The 15,802-nt window shown below is 34.6% G+C and carries 16 protein-coding genes, 1 tRNA gene and 1 pseudogene; 10 read left to right on the forward strand and 8 right to left on the reverse strand.

Features of this window, described 5'->3' with window-relative positions; genetic code table 11:
• Positions 1–19: 19 nt before the first annotated feature.
• From HCJ50_RS06995 to HCJ50_RS07005, 3 genes are all read right to left on the reverse strand, one after another.
• Positions 20–532, reverse strand: coding sequence for a GNAT family N-acetyltransferase (locus HCJ50_RS06995; protein WP_185344771.1), 513 nt, complete (start codon positions 530–532; stop codon positions 20–22).
• A 17-nt stretch (positions 533–549) separates the two neighbouring features.
• A complete protein-coding gene (locus HCJ50_RS07000) occupies positions 550–1,002 on the reverse strand; it encodes a MarR family winged helix-turn-helix transcriptional regulator (RefSeq protein WP_185380539.1) in 453 nt (150 codons plus the stop codon).
• Positions 1,003–1,318: 316 nt separating this feature from the next.
• Positions 1,319–3,451, reverse strand: a complete 2,133-nt coding sequence (locus HCJ50_RS07005) for an MMPL family transporter (protein WP_185344774.1) — start codon at positions 3,449–3,451, stop codon at positions 1,319–1,321.
• 133 nt (positions 3,452–3,584) lie between these two features.
• Between HCJ50_RS07005 and HCJ50_RS07010 the strand changes: the two genes are divergently transcribed.
• The 10 genes and pseudogenes from HCJ50_RS07010 to HCJ50_RS07050 all read left to right on the forward strand — a co-directional run bounded on the left by HCJ50_RS07010 (position 3,585) and on the right by HCJ50_RS07050 (position 11,879).
• Complete coding sequence (locus HCJ50_RS07010; protein WP_185344776.1) at positions 3,585–4,130, forward strand: TetR/AcrR family transcriptional regulator; 546 nt, start codon at positions 3,585–3,587, stop codon at positions 4,128–4,130.
• Positions 4,131–4,350: 220 nt separating this feature from the next.
• Positions 4,351–4,779, forward strand: a complete 429-nt coding sequence (locus HCJ50_RS07015; protein WP_185344778.1) for a GAF domain-containing protein — start codon at positions 4,351–4,353, stop codon at positions 4,777–4,779.
• Positions 4,780–4,784: 5 nt separating this feature from the next.
• On the forward strand, positions 4,785–5,774 hold the full coding sequence (locus HCJ50_RS07020; RefSeq protein ID WP_185344780.1) for a sensor histidine kinase: 990 nt from the start codon (positions 4,785–4,787) through the stop codon (positions 5,772–5,774).
• Positions 5,771–6,403, forward strand: coding sequence for a response regulator (locus HCJ50_RS07025; protein WP_187127535.1), 633 nt, complete (start codon positions 5,771–5,773; stop codon positions 6,401–6,403). The genes HCJ50_RS07020 and HCJ50_RS07025 overlap by 4 nt, the downstream gene beginning before the upstream one ends.
• A gap of 10 nt (positions 6,404–6,413) precedes the next feature.
• Positions 6,414–7,112 (forward strand): sirohydrochlorin chelatase, encoded by a 699-nt coding sequence (locus HCJ50_RS07030; protein WP_185344784.1) that lies wholly within the window; start codon positions 6,414–6,416, stop codon positions 7,110–7,112.
• A gap of 181 nt (positions 7,113–7,293) precedes the next feature.
• Positions 7,294–9,720 carry a nitrite reductase large subunit NirB gene (gene nirB / locus HCJ50_RS07035; protein WP_185344786.1) on the forward strand — a complete coding sequence of 809 codons (2,427 nt, stop codon included), beginning with the start codon at positions 7,294–7,296 and terminating at the stop codon, positions 9,718–9,720.
• A gap of 1 nt (position 9,721) precedes the next feature.
• Positions 9,722–10,027, forward strand: coding sequence for a nitrite reductase (NAD(P)H) small subunit (locus tag HCJ50_RS07040; RefSeq protein ID WP_185344788.1), 306 nt, complete (start codon positions 9,722–9,724; stop codon positions 10,025–10,027).
• A gap of 2 nt (positions 10,028–10,029) precedes the next feature.
• Complete coding sequence (cobA, locus tag HCJ50_RS07045) at positions 10,030–10,989, forward strand: uroporphyrinogen-III C-methyltransferase (protein WP_185344790.1); 960 nt, start codon at positions 10,030–10,032, stop codon at positions 10,987–10,989.
• A gap of 86 nt (positions 10,990–11,075) precedes the next feature.
• A pseudogene (locus HCJ50_RS15775) lies at positions 11,076–11,406 on the forward strand (transposase); the annotation flags it as partial.
• A gap of 113 nt (positions 11,407–11,519) precedes the next feature.
• Complete coding sequence (locus HCJ50_RS07050) at positions 11,520–11,879, forward strand: DUF3592 domain-containing protein (RefSeq protein ID WP_185344792.1); 360 nt, start codon at positions 11,520–11,522, stop codon at positions 11,877–11,879.
• Between the two features lie 358 nt (positions 11,880–12,237).
• Here the strand turns inward: HCJ50_RS07050 and HCJ50_RS07055 are convergent.
• From HCJ50_RS07055 to HCJ50_RS07075, 5 genes are all read right to left on the reverse strand, one after another.
• Positions 12,238–12,327, reverse strand: a tRNA-Ser gene (locus HCJ50_RS07055).
• Positions 12,328–12,407: 80 nt separating this feature from the next.
• Entirely contained in the window at positions 12,408–13,553 is a 1,146-nt protein-coding gene (locus HCJ50_RS07060) for a site-specific integrase (RefSeq protein WP_185344794.1), read from the reverse strand.
• 124 nt (positions 13,554–13,677) lie between these two features.
• Positions 13,678–14,706 carry a hypothetical protein gene (locus HCJ50_RS15780; RefSeq protein ID WP_261983660.1) on the reverse strand — a complete coding sequence of 343 codons (1,029 nt, stop codon included), beginning with the start codon at positions 14,704–14,706 and terminating at the stop codon, positions 13,678–13,680.
• Positions 14,707–14,757: 51 nt separating this feature from the next.
• Complete coding sequence (locus HCJ50_RS07070) at positions 14,758–15,210, reverse strand: ImmA/IrrE family metallo-endopeptidase (RefSeq protein ID WP_187127546.1); 453 nt, start codon at positions 15,208–15,210, stop codon at positions 14,758–14,760.
• A gap of 20 nt (positions 15,211–15,230) precedes the next feature.
• Positions 15,231–15,554 carry a helix-turn-helix domain-containing protein gene (locus HCJ50_RS07075; protein WP_187127536.1) on the reverse strand — a complete coding sequence of 108 codons (324 nt, stop codon included), beginning with the start codon at positions 15,552–15,554 and terminating at the stop codon, positions 15,231–15,233.
• Positions 15,555–15,802 lie beyond the last annotated feature (248 nt).

Raw genomic sequence — 15,802 nt, forward strand, 5'->3', positions numbered from 1 at the left:
CAATGGAAGGTAAATTAGTTTATTTTTCTAAACGTTTACTCATAATAATGTCTATTTGACGATCATCCCCCATGTAAAAAGCATGTTTCCCCTCTGCGCTAAAACCCAATTTTTCATAAAATTGAATAGCGTTTTTATTTTGTTCCCAGACACCTAACCATATTTTTTCTACATGTGTTTCTTTTGCGATTTTTAAAGCTTGGGTAAATAATTCCTTTCCTAATCCCCTGTTTTGATATGCTTTTAATAGATAGATGCGTTCTATTTCGATAGTTTTACCTAGTATTTCTTCTGTTTGAGCTTCTTCTAGATTTAATTTTAAATATCCGGCGATTTCTTCTTGGTCATAAATAAAGTAAAAATAGGAATGCGGATTATCTAATTCTTTGCGCAATTTTTCTAAGGTAAAAATTGTTTTTAAGTAGGTATCAATATTTTCTGGTTTATTTTGTGCTCTAAATGTTTCATCAAATGTTTTATAGCTTATTTCTAATAATAGTTCTAAATCTGTTATTGTGCATAAACGTATCATTATTTTTCCTCCAACAATTAATAATTTCTTTTATTTCCTTTTTTTACATATAGCCAGTCATCAGCAATGTTATCTTTTACTTTTTTTAGTGCTAGTGAGAGCGCACTTATTTCTGACTCATTAAATCCTTTTAAGGCAATTGAATTGGAATGTTCATTTTCGCGAATAATTAGGGGATATAATTCCTGACCATATTCGGTTGGAAATAGTAATTTATTTTTTTTATTGTTTTTATCAGCTTTTTTTATAATAAGTCCGTTTTTTTCTAAATTTTTAATGGCTCTAGAAGCAGTTGTCCGATCGATTTTTAGAATATTGACTAATTTTTCTTGAATAATACCGGGATTTTCACAAATTCTAACTAAATAAACAAATTGCCCTTTAGATAGATTTAATTCTTTAAATTCTATATTGCTAATCGAGTCCAGCGCGCGAGCAATAACCCCTATATCTCTTAAAATATCTTTCATTGCGAGCCTCCATTTTATTGCGTTTGCAACAAAATGAGTATAACACATTAGGGAAGTGAAAGGAAGTAGCTATATTAAAATGACGCTCTAGAGGTAAATAAAGTTAATTTGCCAAAAGGATAATCCTACTTAAAATACGCCCCTAAAGTCCAAGTGGAAGATACTGACTTTAGGGGCGTAGAAATAATGAAAATATATTTAGTTAATTAAATCGAGTGCTATTTTTTAAACTTCTCACTGTTTATTGTCTCGTAATCTGTAATCTTAATTACTGTAAGCGGGATGTTTATAGCCTTTTAGATTGATTCTCATTACTCTATTCTTTATCTTTTAAATGATGTCCTTCAATATCGAGTGAAGGGAGAATCTTATCTAGCCATTTTGGCATATACCATGTAGCTTTTCCAAAGAGTTTAGAGATGGCTGGAATGATTGTTAGACGGACGATAAATGCATCAAACAATACACCAAAGCCAAGTGCGATACCAATAGATTTAATCATAGGATCTGGCGCAAAAACGAAACTGATGAAAACAGAGAACATGATTAACGCTGCGGCAATAATAACTGGACCACTTTCTCGTAAACCAGTTTTGATGGAGTGGGTATTGTCTTTCGTTAGGGTGTATTCTTCATGAACACGTGACATTAGAAATACCTCATAATCCATCGCTAGTCCAAATAAAATTCCAGTTGCGATAACAGGCAGGAAGGCGAGAACTGGCCCGGTTGTGCTGATACCGAATAAATTACTAAATACTCCTTCTTGCATGATTAAAGTTGTGAAGCCAAGTGTTGCCGTTAGAGAAAGTACAAAGCCAAGAACGGCAGTTAAAGGGATCAGTAGTGAACGGAACACAACTGTCAATAAAATGAATGCCAACACAACGATAACACTTGCGAAAACTGGAATTGCATCGTTTAGTTTTTGTGACATATCTATATTAATTGCGCTTTGACCGGTTACTTCTAAATTAATATTATATTTACTGTCTGTAGTTTTTGCGTAGCCTCTGAGATCGTGAACGAGTTGCGTTGTTTTATTATTTGTAGGCCCAGTCTTTGGAATAACACTAATTAGTGCGTAGTTACCAGATTCACTAGGCATTGGCGGTGTGACGATTGCTACATCTTTTATATCAGATATATGATTAGCAACTTCCGTTAAATGAGCCGCACTATCATCCGCTCTAATATCTGCTAAAATAACTAATGGTCCATTAAAGCCTTCACCAAATTTATCAGATAAAATATCATATGCTTTTTTCTCCGTGGAATCTTTTGGTTTAGAACCATTATCAGGAATTCCAAGTTCCATTGAACCAAATGGAATACTTAATCCACCGAGCAGAATAACTGCTAGAAGGAATGCAATAAGTGGTTTGCCAACAACAAATTTCGTCCAAATGTTATCCCCTTTTTTGTTCTTTTTATCTTTTTGCGGCTTGATTTTATTATGGAAAACGCCGATAAATGCTGGGATTAGAATTAATGCAGAAAGAACAGCGAATAATACACTGAGCGCTGATGCAAGTCCCATAACCGTTAGAAATTCAATGCCAACAAGTGAGAGGCCACAAACAGCAATAATAACCGTAATTCCAGCAAAAATCACTGCACTTCCTGCTGTTCCAGTAGCGAGTCCGACAGCTCTTATATGGTCTTTTTCCGTGCGGATGATTTGACGATATTTAAATAGAATAAATAACGCGTAATCAATAGCAACTGCGAGACCAATCATAACAGCTAGTGTGAGTGTAACATTTGGCATTTCAAAGTAGCTGGAAATAATAGCAATGATACCAATGCTCGTCCCTAGACTTAGAATGGCAGTGATAATCGGTAAACCAGCTGCAATAACAGATCCAAAAGCAATAATTAGAATGACAAGCGCTACGACGATACCAATAGCTTCTGATGAACCGCCAATATCCATTGGTGTAATCATTACATTTCCTGTTAATTCTGTTTGAAGATTTGTATCATCCATATCATGCAATGAATCTTTGACTTTGTTTATCGACTCTTCATTGACAGCCAAAGCATTGACACTGTAGCTAATATCTGCAAACGCGGTTGTCATATCTGGGCTGATTGTTTTTGCTTCGTAAGGATTTGCAATACTTTCTATTTTAGAATCATTTTTCTTTATTTCCGTCAATACTTCTGAGATAGCAGCTTGGGACTCAGGAGTTAAGATGCCTTTCTCTTGCTTGCTTTTGAAAACAACCCGAATGCTTCCCTTTTGACTATCTTGTTTAAATTCTTGCTCAATTTTATTCGAGGTATCTAGTGATTTTAGACCGTTCATTTTGATATCATCTGTAAAATTAACCCCATTAATAGTCAATACCGTGACGATAATTCCTAAAATGATAAACCAAGAGAAAATAGTTTTCCACTTGTGTTTAGCGAAGGTCTGTCCCAGTTTGTAAAGTAATTTTGCCAATTAGTTGTTTCCTCCTTCAATTCGAGCTATTATATTTATAAGCATACAGTGTATATTACATGATTGTCAGAGAAAAAGTAAGCACCAGATTGTATATAGTGTATAGTTAAGCAACAATTTAGGGGATATGTAGATGAATCATACGGATTTACGTGTACAAAAAACCAAAAAAGCGCTTTACACAACGCTTTTAGAAATGCTCGAAACGGAAAAATTTTCAAGTGTCACCGTGAATAGTATTTGTAAACAAGCCTTGATCCATCGAACTACTTTTTATAAGCATTTTTTGGATAAATATGATTTATTATTATATGTTTTGCATGAGCAGTTTCAAGACTATTTTGCGTTAGATATCAAAGCACGTATTAAACATCCATTTCAGTCAGGATTTGATACGATTTATAACAATGTACAACCTATTTTAGAAAAGCAAAAGGACGATGATATTTTTTTAAAGACGATGGCTACTTTTTTCTTTACAGAGTTTCAAAAAGATATTGAGGAAAACATGGATAAGTTAAAGCTGTCAGATGAAATTCCAGCTGAGTTATTTACATATATTTATGCTGCTAATTTGGGCGCAATTATGTATTGGTCTCAACAAATGCCAACACCAGCAGATTGGGCGCATATGGATAAACTTTTTAACGCTATTTTAGCAGTGGAGATTGATTTATAAAGGCAACAATAAACAAAAGTGTATTTCTTTTTATAGATTTAGCTTTTTTTCGTATAAGCAGGGCATTAGGGCGGCTAGTTTGTATTTTCACTATTTCAAGATTGCTAAAGCCCATATTTATAAGAATAAAATGTTACTTTGAAAGAAGATTTGGTAGTATACAAGTGAGTTTTCTAGCAGAATTCAACCATGTTAGAAGCAGAGAATTGGAGTAATGAAAATGAGACAAATTCAAAGCTTAATAGAGCAGAAGCAAAAAGAGTGGCAGGTAGATTTCGTAGGACTTGCTGAAAATGTTGCGCCAACGCATGCTCCAAAAGAAATCCACTGGTTATATGTAGCAGGTAATCAGAGCATTGCGTATAAAAATATTCGTTTGCAAGTTGGAAGAGGAATCGCAGGATTAGTCTGGAAAACAGCCAGATCTCAAAAAGATAAACATATTTTGGCAGATGTTGAAAAACGATTGGAGTATCCGATTGCTAGAACAGAAAAATTAGTGAATGTTTATGCAGTTCCAGTCATGGATAAGCATGAGGTGATTGGCGTACTACTGATAGGATATAGAAGTGCTATCGACGTGTTTGATGAGCAAAAGATTGAAAAATTCGCTCTAGAACTGTCCTCATTAATCCTAAGAAATGAGTGAGAATAATGACAGATAAACAATTTTTTTTTCGTCATATCCAAAAAGCGTTATGGATTTTAACAAAGGATTACAAGGTTTTACATGAAACAAAGCTTGCGGAAGATATGGAACAGATATATTCATTTGACTTTAAAAAAATAGTAGATATTAGTTTAGGAAAAGGGTGCGCATTACATACCACGCAGGAAGAATGTTTGCACTGCCCATTGGAAGAGAGAATCTCTCCACAAGGATTTCCTTTCAAAGCGTTTACAAAAGATCAGAAGCTGGTTGAATTTTGGGGACGAGTTGATTTTTCAGAAGAGGAACTAATGCTCCAAATTGAAGTAGGCGTAAACGATACTGAAGTGACATCAAATCATTCCATTTTCAACTACTTAAATGGCATTAGGGAAAATGAACGCAAGAAAATTTCACAGGATTTGCATGATGGTATTGCGCAAAGCGTGTATAGCTTGATGCTCGAGACTAGAGGGATAAAATGGATAGAAAGTGATTTGCAGATTGAGAAACTAAAGGAAATTGATCAGCATTTTTCAGAGGTATTGACAGAAATTAAAAACTTAGCAGGAGAACTGCGACCAATGTCACTAGATGAATTTGGTTTGATTCCTGCATTGGAGCAGTTTATAAAGAGAACAGTTGAAATGACCGGCTTTGAGATTGCGTTTTTGGTTACTGGTTCTGAACGACCACTAGCAGAAGCCTCGAGAACAGCTGTTTATCGAATTATCCAAGAAGCAATTGCGAACGCGATGAAGTACTCTGGAGAAAATCAAGCTAGCATTAATTTGAATTTTACAGAGAATGTATTAGTTGTTTCAGTAGAGGATTTGGGCCAAGGATTTAGTTTGACAAAAGAAGAAAAAGGTTTCGGTTTAATGGATATGAAGGAACGAGCGCATGGAGTAGCTGGGGATCTGAGTATTCATTCGAAACCAAGTCAAGGAACAAAAGTTTTCTTCACCATACCAGTAAGGGAGTGGGTCAGATGAATATTCTAATCGCGGATGATCATGCAATGGTTAGAAATGCGTTGGCGTTTTTTATTAATGCACAATCAGATATGCAGGTGATTGGTGATGCAGCGGATGGCAATGAAGTATTTATGAAGCTAGAACGTTTGTCAGTAGATATTATTCTGATGGATATTAGCATGCCTCCTGGCGAAAACGGATTACTTACCACCCAACGAATCAAGGAATCTTACCCCGAAATAAAAGTCATCATATTAACGATGCACGACGAAGAGTCATATGTTCGTAAATCACTTAGTGCAAACTCAGATGGTTTTATTTTAAAAAATGCAAGTAATGAAATTTTAATCGAAGGCATTCGCACAGTGCACAAAGGAAAGCGCTATTATCATGGTTATACAGAAAAAGAATTAAGTGAGATTGTAATTTCTAAAGAAGATTCTCTATATGCAAGTTTATCGAAACGTGAAAAAGAAATACTTCCTTTAATTGCATTAGGTTATAATAATAAAAGTATTTCTGAAAGATTATTTATTTCTGTTAAAACAGTAGAAGTGCATAAAGCAAACATCCGCAAAAAACTAAATATCGAAGGGTACGCAGAATTACTACGATATAGCTTGAAGCACCATTTAGTAGACTTTTAGGAGGAAGAGCATGAAAAAAGGAATTGTTTTTGTTTTACATGGTCGAAAAGAGAAATTTTCAACTAAAAACATGAAACTTGTAGACAGCGTGATTGCCGAGTTACCTTTTGCAATTCTAGGAAAAGTGGGCTTACTAGAAGGAGAGCAGCAAACAATAGAGCATGCGATGCAGGAACTTCTTGCAGAAAAGGTCAAAAATATTATTTTTGTACCGGTATTATTATTTCCAGCAACCCACGCTAGAGAAGATTTACCAGAACGAATAGAAGCGTTTTTACATGATGCAGTGAGCTATCAAATTTTAGAGACGTTAGCTACTACTAAGGCAGTAGAAAGGTTTTTAGTTCGTACAATCCAAGCAGCAAATGTTGAAGACAAGCGAGCAGTTTTATTAATCGCACATGGAACTCCGCATTACGAGCAACCATATGAGCAACTAAAAAAGTTAGCAAGGACTGTTGAGCAGGGGGTTGCGGTAGACGTCTATACAGCTAATCATATCGGACAACAAACATATTTGGAATTTTTAGAGGACTACTCTAAAAGCCTGCTGATTCAGCCTTTATTTTTAACGGATGGATTTTTAACAGACAAAATCAAAACGACCATTCAAACAGAACGAGGAACAAAAGATACATTTTTGCCGACATTACAAGATAGCGACGAACTAAAAGCAGCTATTTTAGAAAGAGTTCATGAGGTAATATAGAGAGCAAACGTTGCTATATATTACTAAAAATGTTGCTACCCAATCTCAAAAGCATCCCTAAAAAATAATGGGATGCTTTTGAGGTTTTTAATATATAGGGTATTCCCTAATATAAATAGTAATTGTTATCCATTATATTGTGAATAGGATAACAATTAAAAATTATAAAGAGGTGTGCCCTATGAGCGAGCGTTTAGTCGTTATTGGGAACGGAATGGCGGGGGTAAGAACTGTCGAGGAAATAATCAACCGTGACCCAGAGCGTTATGAAATAACGATTATTGGTAAAGAAGAATATCCAAATTACAACCGAATTATGTTATCAAATGTTTTACAAAAAAAACTGACTGTTGAAGAAATCATTACAAATCCGTTTGATTGGTATAACGAAAACAATATAGCCTTAATCAATCATGATCCAGCAGTAGGAATTGAGCTAGAAGTGAAAAGCGTCACTACTGAATCTGGAGTACGAATTCCTTATGATAAATTAATTATAGCGACAGGCTCACATCCATTTATTTTGCCAATTCCAGGTGCAGATAGAGCGGGAGTTGTAGCATTTCGAACAATCGATGATACAACTGAAATGCTAGAAGCTGCTGCTAACTATAAAAAAGCAGTAGTTATTGGTGGGGGCTTACTTGGGTTAGAAGCAGCCAAAGGTTTACAAGAGCAAGGTATGGACGTGACAGTTGTTCATTTAGCAAAATGGTTAATGGAAACACAATTGGATGAAAAGGCTGGGAAACTCCTACAAATGGAATTGGAGGATCAAGGCTTGAAGTTTCTAATGGAATATGCAACACAAGAAGTGCTTGGCGATGAACGCATTTCTGGCTTAAAATTTGCTAATGGAACAGAAATAGAAACAGACTTAGTTGTCATGTCCATTGGAATTAGACCAGCTGTTGAATTAGCCCGTGAAATGGGTCTAACAGTTAATCGAGGAATTGTTGTGAATGACTTCATGCATACGAGTTTACCCGATATTTATGCTGTAGGTGAATGCGCCGAACATAATGGGGTCTGTTATGGATTGGTTGCACCTTTATTTGAACAAGGAAAAGTCTTAGCTGATGTGTTAACAGATAATGAAGCAAAGCCATATCAAGGATCAGCCACTTTTACTTCATTGAAAGTTTCAGGAGCAGATTTATATTCAGCAGGAAATATTTTAAATACAGAAGACATGGATAGTATTGAAGCGTTTGATAGTAGTTCGAAAAAGTATAAGAAAATTTTCTTGAAAGATGGAAAAATCCAAGGAATCGTTTTATACGGGGATACAGATGATGGAAGTCGCTATTATAATATGATGAAAAAAGAGCAACCTATTGAGGATTTACAATCGATTGCTGTTTTACAAGCAGTTGGTGAAGGTGCAGGTATGGGTGACGATGTTCTTTCTTGGGAAGATGATGAAACTGTTTGTGGCTGTAACGGTGTTTCAAAAGGCGATATTTTGCGAAATATCCGAGAAAAAGGTCTAACTAGTGTTGCAGAAGTTGGAAAAATAACGAAAGCAGGAACATCATGTGGAAAATGTAAACCACAGATTCAGACACTACTCGAAAGTGAGCTGGGAGAAAATGTGACTACTGCTTCAGGGATATGTTCCTGCACAGACTTAAATCGTGATCAAGTCATGACCCAAATTTACGCCAAACATTTAACTAGTACGAAAGAAGTTTTCGATGCACTGGATTGGAAAAATGAAGAAGGTTGTTCGAAATGCCGTCCAGCAGTTAACTTTTATTTAAATGTTGCTTGGCCACTTGAGCATGAAGATGAGCGTGAGTCGCGAGTTGTCAATGAGCGAATGCATGCTAACATTCAAAAAGATGGTAAATTTTCAGTTATACCTAGAATGCGCGGTGGACAAACAACTCCACAACAATTAATGCGGCTTGCTCAAGTAGCAGAAAAATATCATGTGCCATTAGTTAAAGTGACAGGTTCACAACGAATCGGCTTATATGGCGTGAAAAAAGCAGATTTACCAAAAATTTGGGAAGAACTAGAAATGGTGTCAGCACAAGCTTATGGTAAAGTTTTCCGTTCTGTAAAAACGTGTGTTGGAAAAAGCTTCTGTCGTTATGGAACACAAGATACGATGGGACTTGGAGTCAAATTAGAGGAACGTTTCGAATATATTGATACCCCACATAAATTTAAAGTCGGTGTCTCTGGTTGTCCAAGAAGTTGCGTTGAATCAGCTGTGAAGGATTTTGGCATTATTGGTGTAGAAAATGGCTTCCAAATTATGATTGGCGGCAATGGCGGTACTGATTTAGTTGAAGCGCAATTATTAACAACCGCTGAAACAGAAGAAGAAGTCATCGATATTTGTGGTGCGATGCTACAATATTATCGTGAAACAGGGATATATGGTGAACGAACTGCGCCTTGGTTAATACGTATGGGCTTTGAAAATGTGAAGACAGTTTTACTAGATGTAGAAAAAAGAAAAGAATTATGGGAAGCCTTGAATAAAGCAACAGCAGCTAAAGGACGCAAAGACCCATGGGGACAGGTAACCGAAGATGTCGACTTACGAGAAAAAATGTATACTATTGAGAATCCTGAACTAGTAGGAGGAAAATAAAATGACTAAAGTTTTAGCTACAAAAAAATCAAAATTAATTCCTCGCATTGGACGTTTAGTCACTATTGGAGAGAAACGAATTGCTCTTTTTCAAACAACTACAGAAAAGGTTTATGCATTAGAAGATTATTGCCCGTTAACAGATTCACCAATTTTAGAAGGGATTGTTTCAGGAGATTTTCTCTATGAACCAATGCGGGAATATAAGATTTCCTTAGTTTCTGGTGAGATTCAGGAACCAGATGAAGGACAGTTAACAATCTATCCAGTGGAAATTTCTGGGGATGATGTTTATCTGGAGGTGTAAGAATGATTTCCTTTGTAGGGGCCGGTCCAGGAGACATTGAACTATTGACAGTAAAAGGCCAGCAACTATTAGAACAAGCAGATGCAGTAATCTATGATAGATTAGTCAATCCGCTGTTATTATTCCATTGTAAAGCTACATGTGATTTTTATTATGTTGGGAAAACCCCTTATCAACACTCAACAAAGCAAACAGAAATTAATGTGCTACTTAAAGAGAAACCCAAAAAGTATCAACGGATTGTTCGGCTTAAAGGTGGGGACCCAGAAATTTTTGGTCGTTTATCTGAAGAACTAGAGATTGTGACAAATGAGGGATATTCGTTTGAAATTGTTCCTGGAGTTACTGCAGCAAGTGGAAGTGCCGCCTACAGTGGGTTATCATTAACTAAGCGGGGAATTGCTCGAGGCGTGACTTTTCTCACAGGTCATTTAAAAGAAAATCAAGTGAATCAGGTCATTAACTTTCCAAAAGAACAAACACTGTGTTTATATATGGGCATGGAGGCATTAAAAACGCTTATTCCTCAGTTGAAAGAATGCCAAACAAACGTCCATCTAGCCATTATTGAATGGGGGACTTTAGGACGGCAAAAGCGTATTTTTGGGACAGTGGATGATATTCTTTCCAAACTACAGACGAACCAAATCCAAAATCCAGCGATGATTTTGATTGGCGAAGCAGTAGCAGAGAAAGCGGCGTATCCCTGGTTTGACAAGTTAGAAAAAGCAGGGGAACAACTTCTGCTTATCTCCACGGAACGTCCGACAATGACTGAACTCATGGAATATACAAGTCAAGGTGCAGATATCTGGTGGCATCAAGTAGGTGAGACCCGTGATAAACGCTTTGATGAAGTAAGTAAGAGAATGATGCAGGAAATTAACTTTCCAACGCTTATATTTAAAACTCAACAAGCAGAAGCACTTTTTGAACAAGACGTAATAGAAAAACAAGTCTAACATTACTATGAACCGCGTGCCAAAGAAATTTTTGGGGGCGGTTCATTGATGTATAGATGGTATACTAATTTGCTTTTTAATTTTGTAATCTTGCTCATAAAGTACGTATCAAAGACTGAAAAATAATTTGTGATGATTTTAAGGCAGTATATCAAGTCCAATCAAAGGAAAACGCACATATTTTTTTATTTAGTGTGATTGAAAAACGATAGACAAGCTATTCTAAAGTAATGCAGTCACGCATAGAAAGTCCAAATTTATTACTTTTTTATGAATTCCAACGAGTATCCACTGAAGTATTTATTCCACTAATCTGAAAGAATCTTTCAATAAAAAATATAGTCTCAGAAAAGGAAATTTCAAAATAAAGAAACTCTAGGGCGCTTCCTGGTATCCATTTATTTTGCACATGGGCAATTTATTTGCGCTTCCAAAAGGCTTCATTTAGTACTTTTAATAATCTTTTTTACCTTCTGAAAAATTGTTATAATAAGAACAGGTGAAAATGAATAATAGAAGGAGTGGCTTACTTGATTATTACCTTATCGATTATTGTTGGGATAATTATTGTTATTTTTATCTCGTTATACCTTATTATTGCGACTGCAGTTAAAAAAGCGAGCAATACAAACTGGGAGGAGACTAATGCTCTCGTCGTAGCTAGCAGATTCACTAGCCGAACAATGGGAGATGAAATATCACGTGCACAAGGCGAGACCGTCCGTAGAGTGGAGCTAACAGTAAGGTTCAAATTACGAGATGGAAGTGAGTTTGAAGGGAAAAGATGGGTAACTATAAAGACTAAACATAGCTCATGGTTATATGAAAACAAAGTAGTTACAATCATGTACGATACAAGCAATCCAAAACGGTTTAAAATTAAAGAATAAACAAAATACAGCTATCAACAGAAAATCATACAACTATTGCTAAAATAAATCGTATGTTGATAAACTCGTTTGCTCTTTTTTATGAAAAATATATCAAGCAAAAATCGCTGGCACTGTCATGTTTACTAGAGATAAAACGTGATAAAGACAATAGTACTAAGCGAAGAGTTGAATGAAATCGAAAAAATTATTCTTAGTATTGCACTTTACATAGAATCATTCAATATCATACTGTCGTCACAAATTCGTAGTGAAAATTCTCTAAAATATGCTGATTTAAATAGAAAAAATCATCTTTTATAAGCCGGATTTGTAGAACCGTTTTATAAAAGATGATCTTTTTTACGAATTGATAAAACGGAGAAACGGGGATTCGAACCCCGGCGCGGCATACACCGCCTAACAGATTTCGAGTCTGTCCCCTTCAGCCGGACTTGGGTATTTCTCCATGTAGGCGTATCAACGACTTAACAAGCCTTTATGATTTTCTGACTATCATTTTGACTATCAAATCAATTTCAACAGTTTTTATTTTAGCATAAAATCAGAAAAAAGAGAAGCTGTAGAATCTTTCTTTTCTTGCGTAACATGCGTATAAATATTAGATGTAGTTTGTATATCTGCATGTCCTAAGCGTTCTTGTACGTCTTTTAATGATGCGCCAGCTTCAAATAACAGTGAAGCGTGCGTATGACGGAAGCCATGAGAAGTTATTTTTTTTAATTCAGTGTGATGTTTAAAAATGTTATCTAACCACGAATAAGTAGAGCTGGGATTATAATAATTTCCTTCATTGTCGAATATGATTTGTACTTTATCTAATCTCAAAATATGATGATTTTCACGTTGATACTTTTTCCATTTTTTTAACACATCAACTGTAGATACATCTATACTTATGTCTCGCTTACCAGCTTTTGTTTTAGTAGTATTCACTAAAATGCGAGCATGTTCGCCACGTGAGAGAGTTTTATTTATATACAAACGTTTGTTGTTTAAATCTACATCTTTCCATGTCAGCGCTAGTGCCTCAGACTTTCTCAATCCCGTAAAAGCTAACAGATAGAAAAATGTATATTTGAAAATATCGTCTTTGACAGTATCTAAAAACGAACGTAATTCATACTTGTCATAGAATGTAATATCTTTTTCCTCTTTTTCTATCATTTCTCCGCGCGGAATAATGACAAACACAAACGGATCAGTATCAATTAAGTGTAATGATATTGCATATTTAAAGACACGAGAAGTTAAATTTTTCAAACGTTTATATGATGTCGAATTTGTTTTTGACCATGCGTTTATGACTTGCTGACAGAAATGTATGTCTATTTTATCGATAAACTTATCGCTAAAAAATGGTAATATGTGATGATTGAAGAATATTTTAGTGCGTTCTAACGTGCTTTCTTTGACTGTTTGCGTATAGAGATCTAACCATGAAAAATACACTTCTTCAAATTTCAGCGCCTTTTTTTTGGTTTTCAATCCACCTTCCTCTAATATTTGCATTTCAATGCGCTTTAGCTCCATTTTAGCTTCTCTCTCTGTTTTAAATCCTCGGCGAGTGGTCTGTTTTCGTTTTCCAGTCATGTTATCTATACCAGCATAAACTCGAAACATATAACGAATTTCATTTTTTGAATTCAAATATGATTTAATACGTTTATCCATTTTTATCCTCCTAACCGAATGTATGTTCTTTTGAAGGGTACAGCAAATTATGTTAAAATGAATTTGCATACTCCTATGTGTGTATTTGAAAACGCTTATCTCTGTGCGGAGAGGGCGTTTTTTGTTATTTATCTTTATTGAAGTTTTTATTTATTTCAATCTCTGTTTCGCTTGCTTTTAATCCTGTTATTTTGACTCCATTTTTATTATAAGAGTGACGAGCATTTAAAATGGCTGAATACGCTCCATCTTTGTAATGCATATTTACATAAAGAGCATCTTCTTTGTCTTTGTATTTGTCAATTACTTTATTTAGTATTTCTTCAGATTGTTTTTTTGAAATTTTATCATTTATGACAATTTCTAAATGTTTACCTTGTGCTTCTTCATTTTCATTTATTTCATTGATAGTATAGTTTTTTGTACTAATTAAAGCATCTGTTTGTTTACTTTCTTCTTTTTCGGTAGTATTCTTTGATTTTACATCATCATTTGGATAATATTCACTACTAACTAAATTAGTTAGAGCGTTAGTCAAGGCTTCATCAGACTGACTTATTGTATTTTTAACATTGTTTAATAAATTATCAAAGTTTCCATTATCCAAATTGTTTTTTACATCATTTGCTGCTTGAATGCGCAAGTCAATCGCTTCTTCCATTTTCCTAGCGTATTCTTCAGTTTCAGAATCAATTTTCAAAATCTTAGAGGATTGTATATAGTTTTTTTGACTTTCATATTTTGTAATTAGTGTAGATAACCTTGATTTTAATGTTTCTAGATCTTCGTCAGTTTCTATTGAGGCAAATGCTTGTTTCCAGTTGGTATCCCAATTTTCATCAAATTCTTTAGTTATTTTATCACTAGTTGATTTCAAGTCTTGCTCTGTTTTCTTTTTTGAATCGTTCTTTGAGTTTGTAGAATTTTTTTCTTTGTGCTGATTTTGTACCGCTGTGTCTTTTGTTCTTTCCATTTCTTTCTTTTCATTAATAGCAGATGTTCCCATTATCAATCCTATTAAAAATAATGAAAAACCAACTATCAAAATAATCATAGGAACCTTCTTTTGTTTCTTTCTAAAAAGATTAACAATTAGCCAAACGATCCCAACTAAAAACCCCAGAATTCCTAATATCGCAAAAATTGAATCCAAATTCATCTCTCCCTTTATCAAATTTTTATATAAACACATTTGTGCAAATACCTAGCAAGCGATAATTTGAATGCTACTTCTAAAAATGATTACATATCCGTTGCATTCAACTGTATTTCCGTATTTATTCTTATAATATTCTATAGAATGCTTTAAAAAATCTTCGGTTACTTCTAAAAACTCTGAAACCTCGTAGTATTCAGTGAAACCCTCGTAATAAGCATCAATAATTTTTCGTAAAGGGACAAGTGATTCATAACCCCAATTTCTCGCAAGTTTTTCTTGTTTTCTTTCATTAACTGTATTTTGATTAATAATATTCCCAACTGTCAATTTGTGATGTCCAATTTCTTCTACTATAGTGCACCGCATTTCAATATCACTTTGTCGAGGATTTACGAATATTCTACTATTATAATATAATCCTTTATGAAATTCTTGCATATTTTTGTCTTCAATAATAGTTAGTTCAGGAAATTGCTCTCTGTATTTATCTAACCACATACATACATTCATCTCATTTCTCATTTATATTTTTGTTGAATCAAGTCAATATATTCAAGAATTTTTTTCATATCTTCTTCTGTTGCGGATGGATCAATGTGAGCTGCAAGTGTTGCCGCTTCTTGAGGGATGTCGTTGTCGACATAGGGGTTGTCAGTTCTACCTAAAAGATAATCTGTAGAAACATTGAAATAATCAGCTACTTTTTTTAAACTTTCTCCGTTTGGGATTTTTTTCTTCCAGGAATAAAGTGAATTCCTACCAAATCCCAGTTTTTCTTCTAGTTCAACAATGCTAATTTTTTGTTTCTCGGCTAAAAATTTCACCCTATCAAATGTAGTCATATCATACACCTTTTCATATTGGTTATGAACAATTTAAATTTTAATAAAGAAAATGGTTGACATCTAACTTAAAGTTTAATATACTATGTTCATAAGCTAATTATTTAGCTAAACGAGTCAACGAATAAACCTATAAAATACTCGTTCCCCAACGATTTATGGCTCAATTGTATGCTTATTTAGCTATGTCTAGATTCTACACTAAAGTTTAAAATTTGTCAACATTATGCTAAATAATTAGCTAATAA

Source organism: Listeria immobilis (assembly GCF_014322765.1).
GTDB classification, from domain to species: Bacteria; Bacillota; Bacilli; order Lactobacillales; family Listeriaceae; genus Listeria; species Listeria immobilis.

What these genes read in the sequence shown, in the direction of transcription:
- nirB (WP_185344786.1), top strand. Translation starts at nt 7,294, where the DNA reads ATGAGCGAGCGTTTAGTCGTTATTGGGAACGGAATGGCGGGGGTAAGA.
- HCJ50_RS07060 (WP_185344794.1), bottom strand. Translation starts at nt 13,553, where the DNA reads ATGGATAAACGTATTAAATCATATTTGAATTCAAAAAATGAAATTCGT.
- HCJ50_RS07020 (WP_185344780.1), top strand. Translation starts at nt 4,785, where the DNA reads ATGACAGATAAACAATTTTTTTTTCGTCATATCCAAAAAGCGTTATGG.
- cobA (WP_185344790.1), top strand. Translation starts at nt 10,030, where the DNA reads ATGATTTCCTTTGTAGGGGCCGGTCCAGGAGACATTGAACTATTGACA.
- HCJ50_RS07030 (WP_185344784.1), top strand. Translation starts at nt 6,414, where the DNA reads ATGAAAAAAGGAATTGTTTTTGTTTTACATGGTCGAAAAGAGAAATTT.
- HCJ50_RS07075 (WP_187127536.1), bottom strand. Translation starts at nt 15,554, where the DNA reads ATGACTACATTTGATAGGGTGAAATTTTTAGCCGAGAAACAAAAAATT.
- HCJ50_RS07040 (WP_185344788.1), top strand. Translation starts at nt 9,722, where the DNA reads ATGACTAAAGTTTTAGCTACAAAAAAATCAAAATTAATTCCTCGCATT.
- HCJ50_RS07025 (WP_187127535.1), top strand. Translation starts at nt 5,771, where the DNA reads ATGAATATTCTAATCGCGGATGATCATGCAATGGTTAGAAATGCGTTG.
- HCJ50_RS07010 (WP_185344776.1), top strand. Translation starts at nt 3,585, where the DNA reads ATGAATCATACGGATTTACGTGTACAAAAAACCAAAAAAGCGCTTTAC.
- HCJ50_RS07015 (WP_185344778.1), top strand. Translation starts at nt 4,351, where the DNA reads ATGAGACAAATTCAAAGCTTAATAGAGCAGAAGCAAAAAGAGTGGCAG.
- HCJ50_RS07070 (WP_187127546.1), bottom strand. Translation starts at nt 15,210, where the DNA reads ATGTGGTTAGATAAATACAGAGAGCAATTTCCTGAACTAACTATTATT.
- HCJ50_RS07000 (WP_185380539.1), bottom strand. Translation starts at nt 1,002, where the DNA reads ATGAAAGATATTTTAAGAGATATAGGGGTTATTGCTCGCGCGCTGGAC.
- HCJ50_RS06995 (WP_185344771.1), bottom strand. Translation starts at nt 532, where the DNA reads ATGATACGTTTATGCACAATAACAGATTTAGAACTATTATTAGAAATA.